The following is a 19,992-nucleotide window of genomic DNA, read 5'->3' on the forward strand; positions in this document are numbered from 1 at the left end:
AATACAGTGATTTAAGGGGGAAGAGAACATACATTGATCTAATAAAAAGACGGAAAGCTTTAAAATATACAATCCAACCTAAGGGATTGATACTAATTATGTTTATCAACCTGTTCTAGCGCTTTGACAATATGTGCTTTTAAAGGTTCTGCAAGTGTCTTAGAATACAAAGTGCTAATATGATGTTGATCACGATAAACCAAAACATTTCCAATAACAGAGTGACAAGTGTCGTCATCACAGAAATAGTCAGATAGATCGGCGAAATACACGTTTTTCAGTGGTTCTTTTAAATTTTCCCAAGGAGGTATATCAGATAACCCCTCAGATCTCGGCACTCCGCAAGCTTCGGGTCCGTGTAATTCGACGCACGTTGGGGTATCTTCTTTCATTCTAGGGTTGTCACGAATAGCAAAGATTGTTGATATTCCTTCGAACTTTTTCCACATATCAAGATAACCCTGAGGTACATTCGGCTCACGATTAAGAGTAGCTGTTGTAAAAATTAAATCAGGCGGATCAGTCATTAACGAGTTAACGACTTTTTCATTCCATTCCATACATGTATCTGACAAGTTCCCATTAAAATCATCATTGGAAAACCTGCATGCATCTTTATTATATACATCTATTTTTAAATTTAGGTCTTCTGCAAATTGTTCTAAAGCTGGAAACCAATGTCCAGAATGTGATCCGCCCACAAGAGCGATCGTATAGTCTGGATTTTCTGTTTCTCCATATGAACAAACTTTTAAGCCGCTTTTATCCATAGGCACAAAACAATCATCTTCGTAAAACGAAGGTAATGGGCTGTTTGCATTTATAGGCGATGCTATTGGTGTGATTTCAGCTGTGGCCTCGACCGATTCATCATACAGTACACGTGCACCTGGATAGTCAAGAATATCAATTTGTTGTTGGAAAGCTTCTTGTGCTCTCTCGTGATATTGACTCCAAAATGTATTCATTGTTAAAAGGGGAATCATGAACAAGAGCAATATAATGGCTAATTTTTTCTTTGATTCTTTTATAGATAACTTTCTAATTGGTGATTCTATAACTTTCGTTGAAACAAAAGATAATATGAACGTTAATAAAAGGATGATTAGACCGTCACGAAATGAAACCTCGTCTACATTAAAGATAGCGTAATAGAAGATAAGTAGCGGCCAATGCCATAAATAAAAACCATATGAAATGCTACCAAAGAATAAAAAAGGCTTAGATCCAACAAACCGTTTTACGTTAAACTGACTCACGTTTTCTGCTGCAATAATAATGAGGATTACACCTGTAGTTGGAAGTAGTGCAGCATACCCTGGGAATACAGTAGAGACAGGAAGTAGAATGCCTGTAAATAAAATGATTCCTAATCCGATCCAACCTATAACCGTATTTACCATCTTATTAAAAACCAAATATGGAATAGTAAGCGCTAAAATACCACCTAAGCTAAACTCCCACACCCGGGCAAATGTATCGAAATAAGCCCAAGGCTGATTCGTTGTAGTGATGTAAATAGAATAGGTAAGAGAAGCTACGAAAATAGAACCTAATACAGCTAAGAGAGTTTTGCGAAAAGGTGTTTTAAATAATTTTCGGGCTAATACAAATGTCAAGCTTATAATAAGGGGCCAAGTCACATAAAATTGACCTTGTATGGAAAGTGCCCAAAAATGTTGTAAAGGTGTTGCTGCGTTATTTTGAGCTAAATAATCAACAGCATTAGCTGCTAACTGCCAATTTTGAAAGTAAAAGGCCGATGCAAAAACCTCGGCGATAATTTGTTTCCATTGAGTTTGCGCTAAAAGGAAATACGAGAAAATAATAGAAAATATAAGAACGATAAAAGCTATTGGAAATAGGCGTCTCCCTAAACCTAATATATATTCAAAAAAGTGTATTTTTCCTTGTTTTCCAATTCTTGATATCAATGATGTTGTAATTAAATACCCAGAAACGATAAAGAAGACATCTACTCCACCAGATACAGAACCTAGCCATATATGATAAATGGCGACTAATAATGCAGCTACTGCACGCACACCTTCTAATTCTGGACGAAATTTCTTTTCTGGTATGTTTAAATCTGACATATTTAGAGCTCCTTTTCTTCTCTACAAATTGGTGGATTTTAGAAATTTATAGCTCATAATCCATATGTGTATCATGCAATATAGTGTTTTTTAAATCAACTATAAATACATTAAAAAAATAAAATTAACATAAACTTTAATTCTATTCTGATTATCACTTTTTATTATTTGCCAAAAAATGGTACTTGTAAGTTGCATTCTATAAAAACAAGGTTATAATGATGAAAGAATGGTTATCATACTACTGTAACAAATAAGAATATTTCATTCAGTGAAACTCATTGATCTACTTTTCGTCTAATAACATAGTAGATTAATATATGGAGGACAATACATATGATGTATGTAGGTGCATTTGCTTTGTGTTTCATCGTTTCGGTGCTGTTAACGCCTTTGGTTAAGAAGTTTGCAATTAAAATTGGGGCGGTTGATTATCCGAACGGACGTAAGATTCATCAAGGACTCATGCCCCGTTTAGGTGGTTTGGCTATAGTTGGTACGTTTATGCTAGGTTTCATGATTTTTAGACCTGATTTACCTTGGGTATGGCCAGTGATAGTTGGTGGCTTTATAATAGCCTCTGTTGGTTTTTTGGATGATCGGTATGATGTGTCTCCGAAATTCAAACTGGTAGGTCAAATCGTGGCTGCTAGCATAGCTGTATTTGGAGGCGTACAAATTGATTTTATTACAATGCCTTCTGGTAATGAGATACAGTTCGGTTATTTCGCGATACCACTAACGATAATATGGATAGTCGGTATTACAAATGCGATTAATTTAATTGACGGTTTAGATGGCCTTGCAGCAGGTGTGTCAACGATCGTATTAATGACGATATCTGGTCTCGCTGTATCAATGGGAGCGCCATTAATTGCTTTGATGGGTTTACTCTTGTTAGGAAGCACCTTAGGATTTTTGTTGTATAATTTTTATCCTGCCAAAATTTTTATGGGAGATACAGGATCTTTATTCCTTGGCTATATGATTGCGGTTCTGTCTGTTGCAGGACTGTTTAAAAATGTAGCGATCTTCTCTCTCGCCATTCCAGTGCTAATTTTAGCAATACCAATTTTAGATACGTTCTTAGCGATTATACGCCGGTTTGTTAACAAGCAGCCTTTAACAGCGCCTGATAAACTACATTTACATCATTGTCTAATTAACATGGGTTACTCACATCGACAAACGGTTATATTAATTTATGGTATGAGTGGCTTTTTTAGTGTTGCAGCTATTGTACTTACCCGTGCAACATTATGGGGATCAACGTTATTGATTATTGGGCTATTAATACTTGTTGAATTATTTATTGAGTTGGCTGGGATTATTAGTTATAAATATCGCCCCCTTTTAAATTTATTTGACAAAAGCAGATAAATCCCTGTATGAAACAAAAGAGTGAGTTCAACTTTGAACTCACTCTTTTGTTTACATCGTTTTTATTTACATTAATATTGTATAATATTTACATTAAACTCATTAGAAAAGGTTGTCTAATAATTAAAAATCAATTAATATAAGTGAATAACATATTTTTACATTTATCATCAAAATACAGATAAGGGGTTTCTCTATGGAAGATATTTGCGTGATAGGGTTAGGGTACATCGGACTGCCGACATCAGGACATTTATCTAGCAAAGGGTATAACGTTTTAGGTGTAGATACGAATAGGGATATCATTGAGGCACTTAAGAATGGTCATGTACTTATTGAAGAACCTGATTTAAAGACGTTGATTAAAGATTCAATTCATCGGGGCAAGTTATCATTCTCTCTCGAACCGCAAAAATCAGATGCGTTTATTATTGCTGTACCGACGCCGATATTCGAGAATCATACGGCTAACCTAGATTATGTTAAACAAGCGATCAGAAATATTCTTCCATACCTTGAGAAAGGTAATTTAATTATTGTGGAATCGACAATTCCACCGCGAACGATTGATGATGTTGTCGTACCACTTCTTCAAGAAGGCGGTTTTTCACCTCAACTTGATGAAGTATTCGTGGCCCATTGTCCTGAAAGGGTCATACCAGGGCGGATTCTCGTTGAATTAAATGAAAATACGCGCGTCGTAGGTGGCTACACAGAACAAGCTACGCGTAAGGCTGCTAATTTATATCGAGACGTGATTCAAGGCGATGTCTATGAAACGAGTGCTGTAACAGCCGAGATGGTAAAGCTTATGGAAAATACGTATCGAGATGTCAATATTGCTCTCGCAAATGAATTAGCAAAGATCAGTCACCATTTAGGTGTAAATGCACATGACGTTGTCGAACTCGCGAATATGCATCCGCGTGTGAACTTGCATCAGCCGGGGCCGGGTGTTGGAGGACATTGTATCTCAGTAGATCCATATTTCATTATAGAAAAAGCCCAAGACTTATCTCCATTAATGCAAACGGCACGCAAGGTCAATTTGTCAATGCCTGATTTTGTCGTGGAGCAGATAGAGAATATGATTCATAAGAATAAACAGTCAACGATTTCAGTATTGGGACTAACATATAAAGGCAATACAGATGATTTGCGTGAGAGCCCAGCATTGATTATTGTAGATAAATTGATTTCCAAAGGCTATCACGTTAAATGTCATGATCCACATGTGAAGCAGAATATGACAGATTTAGACTTATTTTCATTAGAAGAAAGTTTGACTGGAGCAGATATCGCCGTCATTTTAGCTGATCATAATGCGTTTAAACGTATAGAATCAAGTATCTTCACAAAACATATGGGTACCCCGACAATTTTTGATACAAAAAGCTGTTTACAAGAGCTTAATGGGGTAAAGCTGTATCAAATTGGTGATTTAAGTGAATATAGTGATTCAAAATACATTAATCGGGTGAGTTCATGAAAGAAAGCTATCTAGGGGTAGATGTTTGTAATCATTCATATGTTTCTTTAACACATTTAATAAAAGATGATATTGATCGTAACAGACAATCGTGCATCGTTGCTGTTAATCCTGAGAAAGTTTTAAAAGCTCAAGCGGATGATAATTTACGTCAATTACTTAATCAAGCGACATACCAAATCCCTGATGGTGTAGGGATTCTAATCGCATCAAAATTCAAAAAAGGATTAATTAAGGAAAGAGTCACAGGGATTGACATGCTTTTGGCACTCTGCGAAATGGCAGAGAAGCATGATAAAACGGTTTTTTTGTATGGTGCTAAACCAGGTGTGGGAGAAAAAGCGCGAGAAAATTTGCTGAAGACATTTCCGAGTTTGCGCGTTGTAGGGGTCATGGATGGTTATGAAAAGAATCATCAAAAAATATTAGATACCATTAATCTTGCCAAACCAGATATTCTTTTTGTTGGATTAGGCAGTCCACGACAAGAATACTGGATTTTGGAGAACATGCCTCAATTGAACGTTCGTATATTCCAAGGGGTGGGGGGCTCATTTGATGTGTTGTCTGGTAACATTAAAAGAGCACCACGCTTCTTTCGAAAAAGTGGCTTAGAATGGTTGTATCGATTAGGGAAAGAGCCCTATCGGATCAAGCGTCAACTTAAGCTGCCATTATTTTTATTCAAGGTTTTGACAAAAGGATAGCAGCATGATCTCTTGTGCGATATTCGTTGATTAAATAGAACTTATATTTTTTTAGCTGATTTTTTCTGAAATTATTAAATTAAAAAACAGTGCAGATATAGAAGTCTCTTTAAGCTTGATAGCCTCATAGATAAATAGACGATAAGAGTTGAAGGAGGAAATAAGTTTATGACGTTCTCTCAGCCCTTGGTGAAAAAAGTGTTATATTTTGCGACGACGTATATTTTAGCTATGTTAATGCTTGCTTCACATCATAGTTATGCAGAAGATAAGACAGAATTTTTCTTTAAACAAGGTACTCATGATAAGCAGTTGACCGAAGATAAAACAGTCGCTGTATCTAACGCTTCTCCAAATTCAAAACTCTCAATCAAGCAAAGTGGGCGAGAGGTTTTCGCCAAACATTTGCAGTTGGTTCACGTTACGCACATAAAGACAATGGTTATAGATACACAAGAATATGCGGTTGTTGTTTATCGCCACTCTGGTTCTTCAAATGCGATTCAGTTTGATGTTTTAAAATTAACCAAATCTGGTGTAGAACTGCTCTATTCATCAAGTGCTTATGAGCGTGCACAAATTGATCTAGACAACCGTATCATTTCCATTAAATATCCGGAGTATGCAAGCAATGATGCTATGACAGAGCCATCAAAATTAGTGAGTCAGGATTTTACGATCACACATGATGGTATACAAATTGGTAAAGAAGTTACTGAGCCTGCTAAAATTGCTCAACCGCATTTTAGAAATCAACTCATGTCCATCAATGAGGATAATCCAACATATTCAGAAGTGAATAGAATTTTAACTGAAGAAGCTATAAAGGCAGGTATTTCACCAGAAATTTTGAAAGCTATTGCATCGCAGGAGAGCAGCTGGGAACAGTACTGGACAACCGTTCCTGAGCCAATTAAGCGCTGTGAAAAGGATGAAAATAGAGGAACACTTGCATATGACGGTACCAAGGTGAAGCTTGGCTATGATTGTATTGGTGTTGGCATTATGCAAATTTCTAATCATATGTACATGACAGAAGGTCCAGAAAAAGAAGCGTATATTGATCGCCTTAAAACAGATATGCGTTTTAACATTCAAGAAGGAATCAAAATCTTAAAGCAAAAGTGGAACTACGGCCAAACGGGTCTGATTCCGACTGTCAACGACAACGATCCGATGGTCATTGAAAATTGGTATTTCGCAATTATGGCTTATAACGGATTACTACCGCGTAATAATCCGTTGGAGAAGCCGTATGATGCTTATCAAGAACGTGTATTCAAACGGATGAAAGATTACAGTTTAATAGATTTAACGCCGTTTCCAACTCATACATTAAACCCTTATGTGCGTGAGGATGGCATTCTTTTGTTTGAAAATGATAATGTGACGATAAATGGTCCCGTTCATCTGTCTAGTCAGTCTCTTAAAACGGGTGATACAGCTTATGTAACAGTAAACGGTTTAAGACTAAGAAATGGTCCAGGTGGCGACGTCGTTGGTTCGATCGCTAAGGGAACTCAAGTAACCGTTACAGGTCAATATGCTGGAAACAATTCACGAACGAGTCAATATTTATGGTTCCCAATTCAAACAGATGATGGGCGAACAGGTTGGGTCGCGTCAAGCTATTTAGACAGAAATGACTATATAAAATCCTATTCATTAGAAGGGAAAACGCGGTACAACACAGCTGTTAGCGTTGCGAATCATGGCTGGCATATGGATCAACCTGATTCGATTATAATAGGGCGTGGGGATTTGCCAATAGATTCATTGACTGGTAGTGTTCTTGCTTCGAGCTTTACGTCTCCATTGTTATTAACGCAAAAAGACAAGTTAACTGCTTCTACAGCGAAAGAAATTGCGCGTTTACATCCAGGAAATATTTTCCTTCTTGGCGGAGAAAAAGGGGCGATTTCAGCTGATGTTGAACTTGAGCTGGAAGAAAGGTTTGGGCAGGAAGCAAATATAATTAGAATTGCCGGTAAAACAAGATATGAGACCGCCTATCATATTGCTGAAAAAGTGATGGAAAAGAGTAAGGCTAAAGAAATTTTTATTACAACCGGTGATGAAACATCATCAGATCCATTAGCAATTGCACCGTATGCCGGTGAAAATAAGACACCAATTTTATTAACTAGAAAAGATAAACTGAATGACCATATTAAAACGTTTATCCGTGATCATAATATTTCGAAGGCGACCATTATTGGAGGGGCGCGTCCGGTCTCTGAAGCGGTTGAAACGGAGTTGAGATCTATACTTGGCCACAACAACGTTGACCGGATAAAAGGGGCAACGAGATATGAAACAAATATGGCCATAGTGGACAAGTACTATAATCTTCAGGACACTAGTAATTTATTAATCGCTCAAGGTCTTAATACTATTGATGCTCTAGCTGGTGCTCCATATGCGTCTAAGCTTATGTCACCGATCATTTTGACACGAACGAATTCAGTTCCAACTGAAATTGAACAATTGCTAATAAACAAGGTCAAAGCTAAGCCAAATTTATATTTTTTAGGTGGATCAATGGCGATTGCAGATGATACGAGGCGTCAGTTTATTCGCTTGGTTGAATAGACTATGACACTACTATTAAAGGATTAGGATGAATAAACGATGAAACGATTCTACCAAAGTTATTTCGTGTTTTTTTCCATAGCTATCTTTTTGAAGGTTATATTGCTCCGTTACCTTCTCTTTAATGACTTTAGCTTAATGAATATTTTTTGGTATGAAATGAGTTTCATTCTAATGGTATTGCTTTTAATTGAATCTGTTTCAATTAAATTAAAATTCATCGCTTATTTTTTATTCGATTTTACGATATCGGTTTTTTTCTTTTCATTAGTGCTTTATGAGAGGTACTTTGGTGTAATCCCGACATACCATGATCTAGGACAGCTAGATCAAGCGGGGTCTATTAGTGAAAGCGCGATGATGATGATCTCTAAAATTGATGTATTGTTTTTTGTTGATTTATTAATGGTAATAATGATAGTGGTTATTCAATCTCTTAGTAAGAGGCGTTTCATTTCAGGGCATAAACTTATCAATAGCAAGTTATCTGTTGGTGTGATTGTTGTATGTGTAGCAGTATCATATGTGCATTTTTGGACAAGCAGAGATGAGTCAATATTGGACCATACGTTATTCGCGAAGCAAAATGGTGTATTTAATGCTCAATTAGTTAAATTATATCAAGATGAAGCGGTTAATGTGATAGCTGAGACGAACATCTCTCAAATGACTTCTAAAGATATTATTGAATTAAAAGGTAACGATTATATTCCTTTTTCACGGCATAATGATCATGGTATTGCGGAAGGGAAAAATTTAATAAACATTCAAATTGAGTCACTTCAAAATTTTGTTATTGGTATGTCGTTAAATGGGCAAGAGATTACACCAAATATCAATGATTTAATTGAAGACAGTATTTATTTTAATAACGTCTATCAGCAAATTGGTGCGGGAAATACATCTGATGCTGAATTTATCATGAATACATCTATTTATCCAATTGGTGATATACCGTCAACAAAACATGTTGGAAATAAAACGATTCCTAGCATGCCTCGCATTTTGAGTGAAGCAGGGTATACGACTGCTACGTTTCACGCACATGATATCACTTATTGGGACCGAAATATTTTATATCCTGCTCTAGGCTTTGATGAATGGTATGCAATGGATTACTATGATGAAGAGGATGTTGTAGGTTTTGGTCCATCAGATGGCTACTTTTTTAATAAAACAATGGATCAACTTAAAGCTTACCACCAAAAAAATGAACCGTTTTATGCACATTTATTAACCTTAACGAGTCACAGCCCTTTTGAACTACCGAGTGATAAAATCGCATTTGATTTGCCTAGTGAATATGAAGATACACTGATCGGCCATTATATACAATCCATTCATTATACGGATCATGAGTTGGGGTTGTTTATTAAAGGCCTGAAAGAAAATAACATGTGGAAAGACAGTGTGGTAGCTTTGTATGGAGATCATTCTGGTGTTCATGGACAGCTCATAACTGATCAAGATGTTGAGCTTTTAAAAAAGGTGCTTGGGCATCCATATTCATTGCTCGATCGGTTTAATATCCCTTTTATTGTGTCTGTTCCTGAGGAAATGTCAGTTTCCCAAGGTGAAATTGATACAATCGGAGGCCAGCTAGATATGATGCCGACATTATTAAATTTGTTGGGGATGGAGCCACCTGAGCTATATTTTGGGCAAGACTTGCTGCAATACGAGCATAACTTGTTCGGAATGAGGTATTACTTACCGACAGGGAGCCTTTTTAATGATGAAGCTTTATATATTCCTGAAACGAGTAAGAGAGAGACAAGGATATATGACTTAACGAGAAAAGATCGATTTAATAATTTAAGTGATCCTAAAGCTTATTTTAATGAGGATATAGAGAAAATGCTTCAAATATATGAATGGTCTGATGCTTATTTTGAAACGCTAGAGTGATGGTAGGGACGTTAGCAGTACCTATACTGTACAAATATGTAGTGACAACGAAAGAGCATGAGACAGGTCATATCAACAGAGACTAATACGATTATTCAGCGTAGAAAGAGGTTTTTCTTTGAAAACCAAACTTGGCTTAGCAAGCATCTTGTTTATAGGAACAGCTTTGCTTTTAAAACTATCCGGTTTGTTGCGTGATATTGTTATTGCATATTATTTTGGTGATAGCTATGTAGCAGAAGCATACCTTGCTGCATTTATCATCCCTAATATGTTTATTTTGCTACTGACAACTGGTATGAAGGATGCTTTCATACCTAGTTATATTAAAGCTTTTGAACAGCATCGAGGACAGGCGCATTTTGGACAGGTGTTTAAAGGTATTCTCATAGCAAGCTTAGCTATTTCTCTTATTGGGTTTGCTTTAGCCCCTGTTTATGTTCCAGTTTTTTATCCGGAATTTTCCGTTGAAGCTTCTCAGATAGCTGTCACAACGGCAATGATTTTTTTTGGTGCGATTGTTTTTGTTGGTATGAACTCTGTTCTTGAAGCTTTTCTTGACGCTGAGAATAAATTTTCGCTATCACAAGTGTCACAAATTATCGTTTTAATGACTTCAATTGCAGGTGCTGTTTTATTTGCAGATGATTTAGGAATTTATTCATTAGCTGTTGGTTATTTCGTTGGGGCCATCATATCACTGCTTTTTAAATTATTTTTAATCATTCCTCGAAATGTACTTAGTCTCAAAGGAAAAATTAATTGGTCTGAAATTAAACAGTTCTACTTAATATTTATCCCAGTAGGATTAACTGTTGCTGTTGGGCAAATTAATTTAATGATTGGTATGATGTTTGCGAGTCATTATGAGGAAGGTGCTATTACATACATTAATTATGCAAAAAACCTTGTTCATATGCCACAGGGGATTTTCGGTGTGACAATTGGTATGATTATATTCCCGCTTCTTTCAAAAGCCATTGCTACCAACAATATGTCATTATTTAGAAAAGGTATTGAGCGAGGCTTTACTTTGATGTATTTTATTTTGCTTCCAGCCATCTTTGGGATGCTCATTTTAATGCCAAACTTAGTTGAATTACTTTATGAACGTGGCGCATTCACCTCAAATGCAACGAAATCAACGACACAAGTCGCGTATTTATACTTTGGCTCTGTTTTGTTTTATAGCTTAAATAATATTACAAATAAGGGTTTTTATTCTTTAAAAAAGGGTCACATTATTTTAATTATAAGTGGTATATCGATTGTCATTAATATTATATTCAATTTTCTATTCACGAAACTCTTTGGTTATGAAGGCATTCCATTGGCGGCTTCAATAAATGGTCTATTTTGTGCGGGTGTTTCTTTTATTGTTTTTCGTAAATTAATGAAGGATTTAAACATGAAAGCCTTAGTAACGGAGTTTCTAAAAATTACATGTGCATCACTGATTATGGTTGGTGCCTTATATATTGTGTTGCCTTTATTCGATGGCATTGCTAATATCACACAAATAATTATTGTAGCGGTTTTAGGTGCTGCTTTGTATTTAGTAAGTGCGTATTTACTAAAAGCAAACTCTCTTAGTATATTATTTGATATATTTGTAAACAGAGAGCGTAAGAAAAACTGATTCAACGTGAATAACTCTACTACATTATTTAAGTAAAAGGCTAAAGAACTCAAAGGTGGTTGAATAAATGAATTATCCTAAAAGTCTATACACGCTCACTATAGCCACAATCATTATATTAAGCATATGTGTATTTATGCCGCCATCAATAACAGTATTGGTCTCAAGCCTATCATTTGCAATCATTGTTTGGAAAAAACCTAAGTGGATTATTCCTTTACTCATCATGTATTTTTCTGTGAGGCCATTTCTGCTTGAAATAAACGATGGTCTTAAACTCGCCGGTGATGCTGCAATCATAACGCTTTTTATAAGGGTGACTTGGGATGCTGTAAAGAAAAAGAACTTTAAACAGCTGTATCAGTTAGAGTGGTATGAATGGGCGTATATTCTATTCTGTACTGTAGGTGCCATTTCTGCTTTATTTACGGATGTTATGCTGGTTGCAATCATTTTTCAACTACGTAAGTTTTTAATTATGTATGTGCTTTTTTACGGTGTTAAACGCTTGGAATGGCAGCAACAAGACTTTTTTGCAATTATGAAGCTAACAGTGGGGGTCGCACTGGTTCTGATAGCGCACGGTTTTGTAGAGAAGCTGTCACAACGTCAATGGCTCTTACCAGAAACATGGGTCGATATGTTTTTATCTCCAGCAAATGCTGATCGAATTTATGGGTTACTTGGTAATCCAAATTCAATGGCAATGTATTTGTTTATAGCAATGGTTGCAAGCTTAATCTTATTAAACATAACAAAGCAAAAAATATGGTACATACCGGCAATATTAGGTTTTGGGACATTTTTGATGACGTATTCGAGAGGTAGCATGATTGCTATTTTCGCTGTAGTGGCATTTTATCTCTTAGTTACAAAAAGTAAGCAATTCCTAAAACAATTTATCATTATAGGCATATTAGGTTATGTTTGTGTGTTTACACCAGTTGAATTTATCGACAACGAGATTGAGAACATTCAGGGTACCGTTGAACAAGGAGATGAGAATTCCAACCAAAATTCTACAATTGGAGACCGTTTCGGCTCCTCATTCAGTGAGGAAAATATTTCACTTAGTGGTAATACAGGGCGCCTCTTTTTTGTGAAAAAGGGATTCGAAATTCTTTCAAGTCACCTTGTAATAGGGACAGGCTTTGGAACATTTGGCGACTCTGCTGCCCTAGTCTATTCGTCACCAATATATGAGGAATACGGTTTAAAGGGGATATACTCATATATAGGTAGGGATTTCTATTCTGACAATCAATATATACAAATTATTGTTCAAACAGGCATCGTAGGAACGCTTCTTTTTGCATTGTTTATGCTTAATATGCTCTGGCATATGTGGCAAACACGTAAAGAAAATGTTGCTTTTGCGAATATATTAATGTCATTATGGGTTTTCGTTGCGATTGTAGGAATCGTTTATAATGTATGGGAAAATCAAATGTTCACCTTCTGTTATTTTACGCTTTTAGCGTGGATGGAGATCGTTAGGAGAGGAAAGCTGAAGGGAATTACGAGAACCGACCACTAAGTTGTCTTTAATAAAGGAACGTCGTGAAAAGGAATGATACCGTTGGATGAAATAAAAACAAAGAACGTCCTTATATTAAGCAACATGTACCCTTCAAAACACTCTAAGACATATGGTGTTTTTGTTAAGAATCAAGCTGATGCATTATCAAAACGCGGGTTGGACATCGACGTTATTGCAATTACAGATCCCCGTAAAGGGAAGTTTAGGTTGTTACGTAAATACGGATGGTTTTTTCTCAAGAACGCTTGGCACCTTATCGTGCACGGTCGTAAGTATGATGTTGTCCACGTCCATTATATTTTTCCAACAGGATTGATCGGGATACTGTATAAAAAACTATTAAAGAAAAAGCTGATCGTTACGTCGCACGGTGGTGATATTGATCAAATGATAAAAAAAGCCGGTCTGGCAAGACGCATCACAGCAAACATCCTCGAAAAGTCTGATCATATTATTGCGGTAGGCGAGCGGCTGAAAGAAGATATGGTGAAGGAATTCCAAATTGCTGATGGCAAGGTTTCAGTCATTAATATGGGTGTTAATCGCGATATATTTCATGTTGGTGATCAATATGAAGCAAGAAAATCTTTACGTTTATCCACACAAAACCAAATTCTCTTGTTCGTTGGAAATTTAATCCGAGCAAAAGGTTTGGATGACTTAATTCAAGCATATCAAACAATAACGGACACTGAAAAGAACATTGAGCTTCATTTAATTGGTGAGCCAAAAGATCCTAATTATTATCAAACGATCATAAAGCGATTACCAGAACTCCAATCTGCACATATACACAATTCTATGCCACAAAAAGAAATTGTAAAATGGATGAATGCAGCAGATGTATTTGTACTCCCATCACATATGGAAGGCTTTGGACTTGTCGCATTAGAAGCAATGGCATGTGGCCTTCCGGTAGTCGGAACAGATGTAGGTGGGTTACATTATTTACTTAAAGACGAAACAGGCCTTTTAGTTCAGCCGCATAATCCTGATGAATTGGCTGAAAACATTAAAACGCTGCTTGTGGATGAGCAATTACGGTCTCGAATTATAAAAAAAGGCCACACTAAAGCCGAGGCTTATGATCAAGTTGTCCAAACCGATAAAGTCATGAAACTTTATTATAAATAAACATTTATAAAACCTCATGTGTGTTCTCTAAACCTGACTCTATTAAATGTGTCAGGTTTTTTAGTGTTAAATAGTGCTTATGATTTAAAGGAGGTAGGTATATTCTATCATTCTGAATTTTGTGTCACAAACAACACTCTGTGCAAGGATTTTATGTTATATTATTAACAATATTTTAAATAAAACTATTAAAGTGAATAGGAGGAATGTAATAGTGATGCAAAGGTATAGGGTTAAGTTATTATCATGCGCATTATCCGTATTAATGTTGCTAAGTATGATTGTTCCACACCTTGCGATTGCTGCACAATCATTTGATGAAACTGGCAGTACACTAACGAAAATACATCCTAGATTACATGAAGCATTTGAAGAACAGGAAGAAGTCAGGTACCTCGTGGTCTTAAATGAGCAAGTGAATACAAATGAAGTAGCGAGACAAGTTGAAGAAAAAGGCTACCGCCAAAGTCTCTCGAAACAGGATATCTCCAAAAATAAGCAAAAAGCTGTTGTATCAGCTCTAATGGATTCAGCAGAAAAAACACAAAAAAATATTATGGAACACCTTGACCTAAAAAAGAGGAAGGGTGAGATTCATTCATTCAAAAGTTTTTATATCGTTAACGCTTTAGCGGTAAAAGGTGATCTGGATTCAGCGGAAGACATTGCTGCCCGTCCTGAAGTCAAATCTGTTCTTCTTGATGAAAAGCAGTATGTCGTCCCTATGGAAGAAACAAACGACCAAAATGAGACAGACAGTGAAGTTGAATGGAATGTTGATCGAGTAGGTGCGCCATATTTATGGGAAGAAGGTATTGACGGTGAAGGCACTGTTGTAGCAAGTCTGGATTCTGGCGTTAACTGGCGACATCCAGCTGTAAAACGACAATACCGTGGATATAAATCTGATGACCCTGACAATCCAACGCATGAGTTTAACTGGTTTGATGCCGTTTCAGGTTTAGGAATGCCAATGGATTCTGATGGTCATGGCACACATACTGTGGGAACGATGGTGGGCCAAGAAGCGGATGGTACGAATAAAATAGGTGTTGCTCCTGGAGCAGAGTGGATTGCTACACGTGCATTTTATATGGGAGAAGGCTATGATTCATACATCCTAGCAGCTGCCCAATGGTTATTGGCTCCAACTGATGAAGAGGGTGTTCCACATCCTGAGAAAGCACCAGACGTTATTAATAATTCATGGGGAGGAAATCCAATAAACAACGATTGGTTCCGTCCCATGGTACAAGCATGGAGAAATGCAGGGATCGTGCCCGTGTTCTCAGTTGGAAATGCTGGGTTATTCATGGGACCAGATCCAGGAACTGCGTCTGCTCCCGCGAATTATCCGGAGTCCATTGCAGTAGGTGCAACGGATGGAAATGATCAATTAGCTGGTTTTTCATTAAGGGGACCATCGGAAACAGGTGTAATGAAACCCGATCTTACGGCACCGGGGGTATCGGTTCGTTCTTCTGTACCTGGAGAAACTTGGGACACCTACGAATATGCTGTTGCGAACGGGACATCAATGGCTGCTCCACACGTTGCAGCTACTGTTGCGCTGATGAAGCAAGTCAATAATGAACTGACTGTCGATCAAATTGATTCAATATTAAAATATACTGCTACAGCTAAAACGGACGATCAATACACAAATCATCCAAATAACGGTTTTGGTTATGGACTACTTGACTCAAAAGCAGCCGTTGATTTTGTGGAACAAGGCTTTGGAACGATTTCAGGTGAAGTAACTGGGGTGGGAACGGACACAGAAGCTCCTCGTTTCGAACATCATCCACGGAGAACAGTGTTTATTGGTGAAGATGAGGCATTCTCAATCAGAGCTATGGACAATATAAGTGTAAACAGTGTAACGTTAACGATTATCAATGAAGATCAAGTTGAAAAAACATATACAGCTGAACGTGTTAAAGGAGATCACCTTGATGGCGTATATGAAACAATCGTCCCGTCTGCTGATATACTAGGTTCAAGTTTACAATATGTTTGGAAGATAGAAGACTATAGCGGCAATATCGTTTCAACAGATGCGCATTCCGTTGAAATAAAAGAAGGCATCAGCGCTGGACATATTGAGGATTTTGAAAATAATCCAGACGGCTGGTATTCATTTGGAATATATGATTCATGGGAGTGGGGCGTTCCAGAATACGGCCCTGACCAAGCAACATCTGGACAAAAAGTAATGGGTACAGAATTACGCGCAAAATACCAGGCAAATGCGGATATGACATTGGTGACACCTCCGATTTTAGCTGAAGAGGGCCTGCAACTCAGATTTAAAAATTGGTATAGCTTAGGATGGTTTGGTGATCAAGGAACCATTTACGCTTCTGTTGATGGAGAGAACTGGGATCAAATCTATCAAATTACGCGTCAGAACAAAGAATGGCATGAGGTTGGTTTAGATTTATCTGATTATGCTGGACAGAAAGTATACATTGCTTTTAATTTAATGTCGATCGATAATCAATCTCAAGGCTGGTATATCGATGACGTACAACTGGTTCAAAATAGTCCCCAAGAGGCTAACAATCAATACAAAAGTCAACAAAAGGCATTCAGTGTGTCGAAAGCTCAAAATAAGACAAACCAAACAACATCTCATCAAATGACATCTAATGAATTGCCTTTAGATGCAACAATCACTGTTGAAGAAACTGGTTGGACAACAAAAGCAAATCCACAAGATGGAACGTTTATTATCTATCATCCGCCGGGTGAATATACGCTGAAAATTGAAGCTTATGGATATGAAACGACGACTGAAGTAGTCATTTTGCCAAATAATGAAACTGTAAATTCGAAAATAAACCTTAACAACCAATCAAAACAAACCATCTCTGGTGGCGTGAAGGATATATTAGGAAATCAAATATCCAACGCAAATGTTAGATTGCTAGAAGATGATAAGGTTGCACCAGTTTATACAGATGATCAAGGAGATTACCAGCTCCATGCACTAACAGGGGAGTATACTGTGGTTGTATCAGCTGAAGGGTATCAAACAACAGAACAAACGATTACAGTTGTAGAAGGTGAAGATCAGACGCTTGATGTTGTATTACAACCATTTTATAGAAATGAGTCAACAGAAATTAAATATGACAATGGATCATGGAGTAAGAACTTGGTGATGGGTAAAAAAAATAATGGGTTTGCAGTAAGAATGAGTTTGGAGGAAGATCAATCTTCTGCGTTGCTCACAGGCGCTAAGCTACAATTTTGGGCATCTCATATACCTGATCCAGGTGGCGACGATATCAACATTTCGGTTTATGATGCGACTGGAGAGGATGGAGCTCCAGGTCATAAAATCGCAGGTCCAATTGCCGCTAAGGCAGAGCGTGATTTATATTCTTGGACTGAAGTGGATTTATCTGAACATGGGATAACAGTCACTGGAGATTTCTACATTGTCTACACACAAGCAGATGATTATCCTCATGTACCAGGTTTCGTAGCAGACGGAGACGCAAAAAATGCTACCGGGAGAAGTTGGGATTATTTTGGCGGTCAATGGTTCCAGGCAAACACACGTTATGGTAATTATATGATTCGGGCAGTAGTTGACTATGGGAAAGATGTACCGGATATGTCAAAGCCGATCATATCATCTCCAGAACCAAATACGTTTACGAACGAGTCGAATATTACGGTAGAAGGAACAGCAAGTCCAGAAGTAGACCTTCAACTTAGAAACAATGGAGTTGAACAAGCACGAGCGGTTTCAGATGAAGATGGAACGTTCTCGTTTTCTACTTCAATTGAAGAAGGTGAAAATGCGCTGACTGTCGTATCACTCTATGAAGGAGCACCTGTTAACGCATCTGAAGTGACAACCATTATTAAGGATACCACTTTACCTGCACTTAATATTGAGTCGCCTGTAGATGGACAGATTACGAATAAAGAATCGGTGATTGTAAGCGGAACCGTCGGAGATGATCATCTTGAGGTTTTAAAAGTAAATGGTGAACAGACGGTTATAGAGAACAATCAATTCGAAAAACGCGTCTTGTTAGATGAAGGTGAGAATGTTGTTCATGTTATGGCCCAAGATAAAGCTGGAAACATGACAGAAGAAACAATTACCGTTCATGCTCAATTTGGAGATCCCCTTATTGAACATATTGAACCAAGTGATGATCAATACGTGCTGCCAGGAGATGAGGTATTGATCTCGTTTACAAGTTCTACAACAGGTGGAATAGCTAAATATAGTATTAAGTTTCCGGAATTAAACCAAGCCCAGGCGGAATCAGATGCTAACATGAACGAAGTAGAACCAGGGGTATATACTGGAAGCTGGACAGTGCCAAAGGGTATAAACTTAGAAGGAGCTATTATCGAGGTCCAGCTAACAGATCAAGCCGGTAATACAACAGTTACAGAAGCTCCTGGGAGATTGTATATCCATTCTCAACAATTAGAGAGAATTTCAGGGGAAAATAGATATGAAACAGCAATTGAAATTAGCGAGAATGGATGGAAATCAACAGATACTGTAATTCTTGCCCGTGGTAATGATTATGCCGATGCGCTTTCCGGCGTACCGTTAGCATATCAATACGATGCACCAATTTTATTAACATCAAGTGCTCAACTCAATCCACGGGTATTGGATGAAATTACAAGACTTAATGCCCAACACATCATTATTTTGGGGGGCACACAAGCTGTTAGTGAGGATATTGAACAAACTTTAGAAGATGAGGGATTAACAGTTGATCGTTTATCTGGTCAATCTCGATATGAAACAGCGAGCGCTATTGCAGAACATATCGCACCTAATGGTGTTGAAAAGGCCGTTGTTGTAAATGGCATGAATTTTCCAGATGCATTATCAGTTGCATCATATGCGGCTCAAGATCAAATGCCAATTTTGCTTACGAGAACAGACACTTTGCCTGAAGCGACTACGTCAATCATATCGTCACTTGGAATAGAGGAAACGATAATTGTTGGTGGGACGGTAGCTGTGTCTAATGAAGTAGCAGAAGTATTACCTCATGCTCAGCGCATTGAAGGTCATAATCGGTATGCGACAAATATAGCATTAGCAAACCACTTTGAGGTAAGTAATCCACATATGTATATCGCAACTGGTCGTGATTACGCAGATGCGTTATCAGGTGCTGTATTAGCCGCGAAGGAAGATAGTGCGATATTATTGACGGGATCAAATGTTCCCGATGAGCTTTCTGCTTATCTAGTAGAGCAAGACGTTCATCGTGTATCAGTTTTAGGTGGGAAGGTAGCTGTTAGCGATAATGTAGCTAATGAAATACTCGCCTTGATAAAATAAATTGAATTGATAGAACTCATCCTCATTAGAGGGTGAGTTCTATTTTGGTACTTAGCGAACAGCTCGTTCAATATAAGGCACATTTATATATAAGGTGAATTTTTACTATAGTTTCTTGGTTTATTTATAGTATACTTAGAAATAACAGAAAATTTATTATGGGTGGGAG

General features: G+C 37.3%; 10 protein-coding genes. 9 read left to right on the forward strand and 1 reads right to left on the reverse strand.

Annotated features, from left to right (window positions below):
- Positions 1 to 92: 92 nt before the first annotated feature.
- Entirely contained in the window at positions 93 to 2,096 is a 2,004-nt protein-coding gene (locus tag HPC67_RS05495; RefSeq protein ID WP_217586453.1) for an acyltransferase family protein, read from the reverse strand.
- 336 nt (positions 2,097 to 2,432) lie between these two features.
- Here HPC67_RS05495 and HPC67_RS05500 point away from each other — a divergent pair, with 336 nt between their 5' ends.
- The 9 genes from HPC67_RS05500 (at position 2,433) to HPC67_RS05540 (ending at position 19,823) form a co-directional block, all read left to right on the forward strand.
- Entirely contained in the window at positions 2,433 to 3,476 is a 1,044-nt protein-coding gene (locus HPC67_RS05500; protein ID WP_217586454.1) for a glycosyltransferase family 4 protein, read from the forward strand.
- A 196-nt stretch (positions 3,477 to 3,672) separates the two neighbouring features.
- Positions 3,673 to 4,965, forward strand: a complete 1,293-nt coding sequence (locus HPC67_RS05505) for a nucleotide sugar dehydrogenase (RefSeq protein WP_217586455.1) — start codon at positions 3,673 to 3,675, stop codon at positions 4,963 to 4,965.
- Entirely contained in the window at positions 4,962 to 5,672 is a 711-nt protein-coding gene (locus HPC67_RS05510; protein WP_217586456.1) for a WecB/TagA/CpsF family glycosyltransferase, read from the forward strand. The genes HPC67_RS05505 and HPC67_RS05510 overlap by 4 nt, the downstream gene beginning before the upstream one ends.
- A 168-nt stretch (positions 5,673 to 5,840) precedes the next feature.
- Positions 5,841 to 8,264: a cell wall-binding repeat-containing protein gene (locus HPC67_RS05515; protein ID WP_217586457.1), complete on the forward strand. Its 2,424-nt coding sequence runs from the start codon at positions 5,841 to 5,843 to the stop codon at positions 8,262 to 8,264.
- A 39-nt stretch (positions 8,265 to 8,303) separates the two neighbouring features.
- Complete coding sequence (locus HPC67_RS05520; RefSeq protein WP_217586458.1) at positions 8,304 to 10,172, forward strand: LTA synthase family protein; 1,869 nt, start codon at positions 8,304 to 8,306, stop codon at positions 10,170 to 10,172.
- Positions 10,173 to 10,290: 118 nt separating this feature from the next.
- Complete coding sequence (gene murJ / locus HPC67_RS05525; protein ID WP_217586459.1) at positions 10,291 to 11,811, forward strand: murein biosynthesis integral membrane protein MurJ; 1,521 nt, start codon at positions 10,291 to 10,293, stop codon at positions 11,809 to 11,811.
- 67 nt (positions 11,812 to 11,878) lie between these two features.
- Positions 11,879 to 13,348, forward strand: a complete 1,470-nt coding sequence (locus HPC67_RS05530) for an O-antigen ligase family protein (RefSeq protein ID WP_217586460.1) — start codon at positions 11,879 to 11,881, stop codon at positions 13,346 to 13,348.
- A 42-nt stretch (positions 13,349 to 13,390) separates the two neighbouring features.
- Entirely contained in the window at positions 13,391 to 14,485 is a 1,095-nt protein-coding gene (locus HPC67_RS05535; protein ID WP_217586461.1) for a glycosyltransferase, read from the forward strand.
- Positions 14,486 to 14,702: 217 nt separating this feature from the next.
- Positions 14,703 to 19,823, forward strand: coding sequence for a cell wall-binding repeat-containing protein (locus HPC67_RS05540; RefSeq protein ID WP_246569777.1), 5,121 nt, complete (start codon positions 14,703 to 14,705; stop codon positions 19,821 to 19,823).
- Positions 19,824 to 19,992: the final 169 nt, after the last annotated feature.

This window comes from Lentibacillus saliphilus, from assembly GCF_019093865.1.
Taxonomy (GTDB): domain Bacteria; phylum Bacillota; class Bacilli; order Bacillales; family Amphibacillaceae; genus Lentibacillus_B; species Lentibacillus_B saliphilus.